This window comes from Streptomyces katrae (genome assembly GCF_000966975.1).
Taxonomy (GTDB): domain Bacteria; phylum Actinomycetota; class Actinomycetes; order Streptomycetales; family Streptomycetaceae; genus Streptomyces; species Streptomyces katrae.
Map to the genome: position 1 here is coordinate 1 of NZ_JZWV01000044.1, position 6,790 is coordinate 6,790.

General features: G+C 70.7%; 6 protein-coding genes. All 6 read right to left on the reverse strand.

Annotated features, from left to right (window positions below):
* A partial coding sequence (kdpB, locus tag VR44_RS02695; RefSeq protein WP_045945718.1) for a potassium-transporting ATPase subunit KdpB occupies positions 1–1,306 on the reverse strand: 1,306 nt, incomplete at its 3' end.
* A complete protein-coding gene (gene kdpA, locus VR44_RS02700; protein ID WP_045945719.1) occupies positions 1,303–2,967 on the reverse strand; it encodes a potassium-transporting ATPase subunit KdpA in 1,665 nt (554 codons plus the stop codon). The genes kdpA and kdpB, both read right to left, overlap by 4 nt.
* A 6-nt stretch (positions 2,968–2,973) precedes the next feature.
* Positions 2,974–3,063, reverse strand: a complete 90-nt coding sequence (gene kdpF / locus VR44_RS41885) for a K(+)-transporting ATPase subunit F (RefSeq protein ID WP_045945720.1) — start codon at positions 3,061–3,063, stop codon at positions 2,974–2,976.
* A gap of 360 nt (positions 3,064–3,423) precedes the next feature.
* Entirely contained in the window at positions 3,424–6,066 is a 2,643-nt protein-coding gene (gene clpB / locus VR44_RS02710) for an ATP-dependent chaperone ClpB (RefSeq protein WP_045945721.1), read from the reverse strand.
* 6 nt (positions 6,067–6,072) lie between these two features.
* Positions 6,073–6,423, reverse strand: a complete 351-nt coding sequence (locus tag VR44_RS02715; RefSeq protein WP_245691590.1) for a chaperone modulator CbpM — start codon at positions 6,421–6,423, stop codon at positions 6,073–6,075.
* A gap of 6 nt (positions 6,424–6,429) precedes the next feature.
* Positions 6,430–6,790, reverse strand: a 361-nt coding sequence (locus VR44_RS02720; protein WP_045945722.1) for a DnaJ C-terminal domain-containing protein, incomplete at its 5' end; no start/stop codon positions are given.

A 6,790-nucleotide genomic window follows, 5' to 3' on the forward strand; every position in this document is an offset into this window, starting at 1 on the left:
TGTCGGCCAGGGAGCCGGACTCGGCGGTGAGCCGCCCGCCCTGCTCGGTGACCCAGGCGATGACCGAACCGGCCGCGCCCTTGCGGATCTTCCTGCCGTCGACGTCCACGCCCGACATGCGGGTCTGGGCGGTGAACTCGATCCACGTGGCGTGGGCGAGCTCGCCCTGGTGGCGTTCGCGCAGCCCGTACTTCTCCTTGGCCAGGACCACGATCGAGCGGCCCTCGGGCGTCTCGTCGGCGAGGGAGGACAGCTGGGCGGCGTCGGCCAGTTCGGCCGCGGTGGTGCCCTTGACGGGGACGAACTCGGCGGCCTGGCGGTTGCCGTAGGTGATGGTCCCGGTCTTGTCGAGGAGCAGGGTGGAGACGTCACCGGCGGCCTCGACGGCCCGGCCGGACATGGCCAGGACGTTGCGCTGCACCAGGCGGTCCATGCCGGCGATGCCGATGGCGGACAGCAGGGCGCCGATGGTGGTCGGGATCAGGCAGACCAGCAGCGCCGTCAGCACGATCATCGACTGCTTCGCCCCGGCGTAGACGGCGAAGGGCTGGAGGGTGACGACGGCCAGCAGGAAGACGATGGTGAGGGACGCCAGCAGGATGTTGAGGGCGATCTCGTTCGGGGTCTTCTGCCGGGCGGCGCCCTCGACCAGGTTGATCATCCGGTCGATGAAGGTCTCACCGGGCTTCGTCGTGATCTTGATGACGATGCGGTCCGAAAGCACCTTCGTGCCGCCGGTCACCGCGCTGCGGTCGCCGCCGGACTCCCGGATGACGGGAGCGGATTCGCCGGTGATGGCGGACTCGTCCACGGAGGCGACGCCCTCGACCACGTCCCCGTCACCGGGGATGACGTCGCCGGCCTCGCAGACCACCAGGTCGCCGATCTTCAGCTCGGTGCCCGGGACCTGCTCTTCCGTCGTGCCGTCCTCGGCCAGACGGCGGGCGACGGTGTCGGTCTTGGCCTTGCGCAGGGTGTCGGCCTGCGCCTTGCCGCGGCCTTCGGCGACGGCCTCGGCGAGGTTGGCGAAGACGGTGGTCAGCCACAGCCAGGCGGTGATCGCCCAGCCGAACCAGTCCGTCGGATCCATGAGGGCGAGGACGGTGGTGACCACCGAGCCGACCAGGACGACGAACATGACCGGGGACTTGACCATCACCCGGGGGTCGAGCTTCTTCACCGCGTCGGGGAAGGACTTCAGCAGCTGCTTCGGGTCGAACAGCCCGCCGCCGACGCGGCCGCCCTCGGGCTTGTGGCCGGTGGGTACGTCCTGGTGCGGGGCGCGGGTCGGGGTGGCGGTGCTCATGATGCGAGCCCTTCGGCGAGCGGTCCGAGCGCGAGCGCGGGGAAGTAGGTCAGACCGGTGATGATGATGATCGTGCCGACGAGGAGGCCGGCGTAGAGGGGCTTGTCGGTGCGCAGGGTGCCCACCGTCTCCGGTACGGGCTTCTGCTCGGCGAGGGAGCCGGCCAGGGCGAGGACGAACACCATGGGCAGGAAGCGGCCCAGCAGCATGGCGATGCCGATCGTGGAGTTGTACCACTGGGTGTCCGCGTTCAGGCCGGCGAAGGCGGAGCCGTTGTTGTTGGCGCCCGAGGTGTAGGCGTAGAGCACCTCGGAGAAGCCGTGCGCCCCGGAGTTGAGCATCGAGTGGGGCGGGGTGGGCAGGGCCATGGCCGCGGCGGTGAAGCAGAGCACCAGTGCCGGGGTGACGAGGATGTAGCAGGCCGCGAACTTGATCTCGCGGGTGCTGATCTTCTTTCCGAGGTACTCGGGCGTACGGCCGACCATGAGACCGGCGATGAACACCGCGATGACCGCCATGACGAGCATGCCGTAGAGGCCGGAGCCGACACCGCCGGGCGCGATCTCGCCGAGCTGCATGCCCAGCAGCTGGATGCCGCCGCCCAGTCCGGTGTAGGAGGAGTGGAAGGAGTTGACCGCACCCGTCGACGTGAGGGTGGTGGCGACCGAGAAGATCGCCGAGCCGCCGATCCCGAAACGGGTCTCCTTGCCCTCCATCGCGCCGCCCGCGGCCTGGAGGGCCGGGCCGTGGTGGGCGAACTCGGTCCACATCATCAGCGCGGTGAACCCGAGCCAGATGACCGCCATGGTCGCGAGGATCGCGTAGCCCTGCCGCAGGTTCCCGACCATCCGGCCGAAGGTCCGCGTGAGCGCGAAGGGGATGACCAGGATGAGGAAGACCTCGAAGAGGTTCGAGAAGGGGGTGGGGTTCTCGAAGGGGTGGGCGGAGTTGGCGTTGAAGTAGCCGCCGCCGTTCGTGCCCAGTTCCTTGATGACCTCCTGGGAGGCCACCGCGCCGCCGTTCCACTGCTGGGTGCCGCCCGTGAACTGGCCGACCTCGTGGATCCCGGCGAAGTTCTGGATCGCCCCGCAGGCGACGAGGACGATCGCGCCGAGGACGGCGATCGGCAGCAGGATCCGGACGGTGCCGCGCACCAGGTCGGCCCAGAAGTTGCCGAGTTCACCGCTACGGGAGCGGGCGAAGCCCCGTACGAGGGCGACGGCCACGGCCATGCCGACGGCGGCGGACACGAAGTTCTGCACCGCCAGGCCGCCGGTCTGCACGACGTGCCCCATGGCCTGCTCACCGGCGTACGACTGCCAGTTGGTGTTCGCCACGAAGGACGCGGCGGTGTTGAAGGCCTGGTCCGGGTCGATCGACCGGAAGCCGAGCGAGCCGGGCAGGACGCCCTGGAGCCGCTGCAGGGCGTAGAGGAACAGCACGCCCACCACGGAGAAGGCGAGGACGCCGCGCAGGTAGGCGGGCCAGCGCATCTCCGTGGTGGGGTCGGCACCGATGGCCTTGTAGATCCACTTTTCCGGCTTGTAGTGCTTCTCGGAGGAGTAGACCTTGGCCATGTGGTCGCCGAGCGGGCGGTAGGCCAGAGCCAGGGCGGCGATCAGGGCGAGCAGCTGGAGCACACCAGCGATCTGGGGACTCATGTCGGCTCAGAACCTCTCCGGCTTGACGAGAGCGAGGACGAGGTACCCGAGCAGGGCGACGGCGACGAGGAGGCCGACGATGTTCTCGACGGTCACAGCTTCGCCACCCCCCGGGCGATGAGAGCCACCAGCGCGAAGACCGCGACCGTGGTGACGACGAAGGCCAGATCGGCCATCGTGAGCTCCTGATGAAGTGATGAGATGGAATCGGCCGGACTGGCCGAGACAGAGCAAACCGTGCGGCGGGGGCCGCGTTAAGACGCCTTGATGACCTCCATACGGGCGCACGGGCACCTTTAACGCAGCCCTGACGCCGATCGCCTCTCGGCCTGCCGCGAACCGCGCCCGGCCGGGCGCCGCCCTGCGTCACCGCGCTCCAGGGCCTGGCCGTCCTGGACGCCAGAGAGACGTCCTGCGACGCCCGACGGCAACGCCGGCTGGCCCCAGGGGGACCGGTCACGCTGCCTCCGCCCGAGGCGGGGCGGACTCGGGCCCCGTCCAGGTGACGGTGAGCCGGCCGTCGGGGGCGTCCAGGGTGACGGTGGAGCCGTCGGTGACGTCGCCGGTGAGCAGGGCGCGCCCGATGCGGGTTTCGACCTCGCGCTGGATGAAGCGGCGCAGGGGCCGGGCCCCGTAGACGGGGTCGAATCCCTCGGACGCGATGTGGCGGCGTGCCGGCTCGGTCAGGTGCAGTCCGAGGCGGCGGTCGGCGAGCCGGTGGCGCAGGTCGTCCGTGAGCAGGTCCACGACCCGTTCGATCTCCGGGAGGGTCAGCGGTTTGAACAGCACGATGTCGTCGACGCGGTTGAGGAATTCGGGCCTGAAATGAGCGCGTAGTTCCGCCATGACGGCGGCGCGGGCCTCCTCCTTGATCTCGCCGTCGGGGGTGACTCCCTCCAGGAGGTACTGGGAGCCGATGTTGCTGGTCATCACCACCACGGTGTTGCGGAAGTCGACGGTGCGGCCCTGGGCGTCGGTGAGGCGGCCGTCGTCGAGCAGTTGGAGGAGGGTGTTGAAGACGTCCGCGTGGGCCTTCTCCACCTCGTCCAGGAGTACGACCGCGTACGGCTTGCGGCGCACGGCCTCGGTGAGCTGGCCGCCTTCCTCGTAGCCCACGTAGCCGGGCGGGGCGCCCATCAGGCGGCTGACCGTGTGGCGTTCCTGGTACTCGCTCATGTCGAGGCGGATCATGTTGTCCTCGGTGTCGAACAGCGCCGCGGCCAGAGTGCGGGCCAGCTCGGTCTTGCCGACGCCGGTGGGGCCGAGGAACAGGAACGAACCGATGGGCCGGCGCGGGTCCTTGACCCCCGACCGCGCGCGGATCACGGCGTCGGCCACCAGCTGGACGGCCTCGTCCTGGCCGATGACACGCTCGTGGAGGATCTCGTCCAGGCGCAGCAGCTTCTGCCGCTCGCCCTCCAGGAGCCGGCTGACGGGGATGCCGGTCCAGCGGGCCACGATGGAGGCGATCTCGTCCTCCGTGACGACCTCGCGCAGCAGCCGGCGGCCGCCCTGCTTGGCGGCGAGCTGCTCCTCCTCCGCCTGGAGGCGCCGTTCCAGGTCGGGCAGCCGGCCGTGGCGCAGTTCGGCCGCACGCGTGAGGTCGTAGGAGCGCTCGGCTTCCTCGGCCTCGTAACGTACGCGTTCCAGTTCCTCGCGCAGGGCTTGCACCTTGCGCAGGGCCTGGCGTTCGGCCTCCCACTGGGCCCGCAGGGCGTCGGCCTCGGCTCGGGTGTCGGCCAGTTCCTTGCGCAGCTCGGCCAGGCGGGTGCGGCCGACGGGGTCGTCCTCCTTGGCCAGGGCCGCCTCCTCGATCTCCAGGCGGCGTACTCGCCGGGTGAGTTCGTCCAGCTCGGCGGGCATCGAGTCGATCTCGGTGCGCAGCATGGCGCAGGCCTCGTCGACGAGGTCGATGGCCTTGTCGGGCAGGAAGCGATCGGAGATGTAGCGGTGGGAGAGGGTGACGGCAGCCACCAGGGCGCTGTCCTGGATCTTCACCCCGTGGAAGACCTCCAGCCGTTCGCGCAGGCCGCGCAGGATGGAGACCGCGTCCTCCTCGCTGGGCTCGTCGATCAGGACGGGCTGGAAGCGGCGTTCGAGGGCGGCGTCCTTCTCGACGTGCTTGCGGTATTCGTCGAGCGTGGTGGCGCCGATCATGTGCAGCTCGCCGCGGGCGAGGAGCGGCTTGAGCATGTTGCCCGCGTCCATGGCCCCTTCGGCGGCTCCGGCGCCTACGACGGTGTGCATCTCGTCGACGAACAGCAGGACGCGGCCCTCCGCGGCGGTCACCTCGTGCAGGACGGCCTTGAGCCGTTCCTCGAACTCGCCGCGGTACTTCGCGCCCGCCACGAGCGAGCCCATGTCGAGGGCGAAGACGGTTTTGTCGCGCAGGCCTTCAGGGACGTCACCGTGGGCGATGCGCTGGGCCAGCCCCTCGGCGATGGCCGTCTTGCCCACGCCCGGGTCGCCGATGAGGACGGGGTTGTTCTTGGTCTTGCGGGACAGGATCTGCACGACGCGGCGGATCTCGCTGTCCCGCCCGATGACGGGGTCGAGTCTGCCCGTGCGGGCCTCGGCGACGAGGTCGCGGCCGTACTTCTCCAGGGCCTCGTAGGTGGCCTCGGGTGTCGCGGAGGTCACCCGCTGGTTGCCGCGCACCTGGGTCAGGGCATCGAGGAACCCCTCGCGGCTCAGGCCCTCTTCGTTCAGGATGCGGCCGGCCGCGCTGCCGGTGCCCTCCGTGAGCAGGGCGAGCAGCAGGTGCTCGACGGAGACGTACTCGTCCTTGAGGCGCTTCGCCTCCTGCTCGGCCGTGTCCAGCAGACGGGACAGCCGCTGGGTGACGTACACCTGGCCCGGCGTGACGCCCGGGCCCGACACGCTCGGGCGCCGCCCCAGCTCCGCCTCCACCGCGGCGCGAACCCGGTCCGGGTCGCTTCCGGCGGCACCGAGCAGCCGGGGGATCAGCCCCTCGCCCTGGTCGAGCAGGGCCAGCAGGAGGTGCTCCCCGTCGACCTCGACGTGGCCGAAGCGCAGCGCCCTGGTCTGGGCGTCCTGCAGGGCCTCCTGGGACTTCTGGGTGAGTCGGTTCATGTCCACGAGGTGTCACCTCCCACGTACGGAGTCGACGTCGGGGTGCCGTCCACCGAGGGCGGACTCCAGCTGTTCGATGCGGTCCAGCAGGTCCAGTACGACGGCCAGGGCGGTGTAGTTCAGGCCGAGGCCGGTCCGCAGCCGCTGGATGCGGGCCACCCGCATCAGGTGCCCGGCGCCGAACCACAGGCCTCCGGCCGGGTCCGTGTCGGGCTCCAGGAGGCCGAGGGTGACGTAGCGGCGCAGCAGCTCGGGGTGCAGGCCGGTGGCGGCGGCGAACTCCTCGGCGGTGACGACGGCCCGGCGCGTGCCGTACACGGTGCTCACGCGGGCGAGCGGGTAGCGGTTCCGGTCGTGCGCCACGGATGCTCATCCCCTTCCGCTGGGAGGGTTGCGGGGGTCGAAGCGGGATTCCTTCGCCAGGCGCTCGAACAGATCCCTCTCCGCCTGTGTCGGCCGGGGCGGGACGACGATCTTCACCTCGGCGTAGAGGTCGCCGGGCTGCCCCCGCGGGTTGGGCATGCCGCGGCCGCGCAGCCGCAGCCTGCGCCCGCTGGAGGAGCCGGGAGGCAGGTCCACCGTGGCCGTGCCACCGGGGGTGTCGACCGGGACCGACGCCCCGAGCGCGGCCTCCCACGGGGTGACCGGGAGGTCGACGGTGACGTCCCGCCCGTCGACCCGGTAGCGCGGGTGGGGAGCCAGCCGCACCCGCAGGTAGAGGTCCGCGGCC

Coding starts and splice junctions, on each gene's coding strand:
- kdpA (WP_045945719.1), bottom strand. CDS start 2,967: ATGAGTCCCCAGATCGCTGGTGTGCTCCAGCTGCTCGCCCTGATCGCC.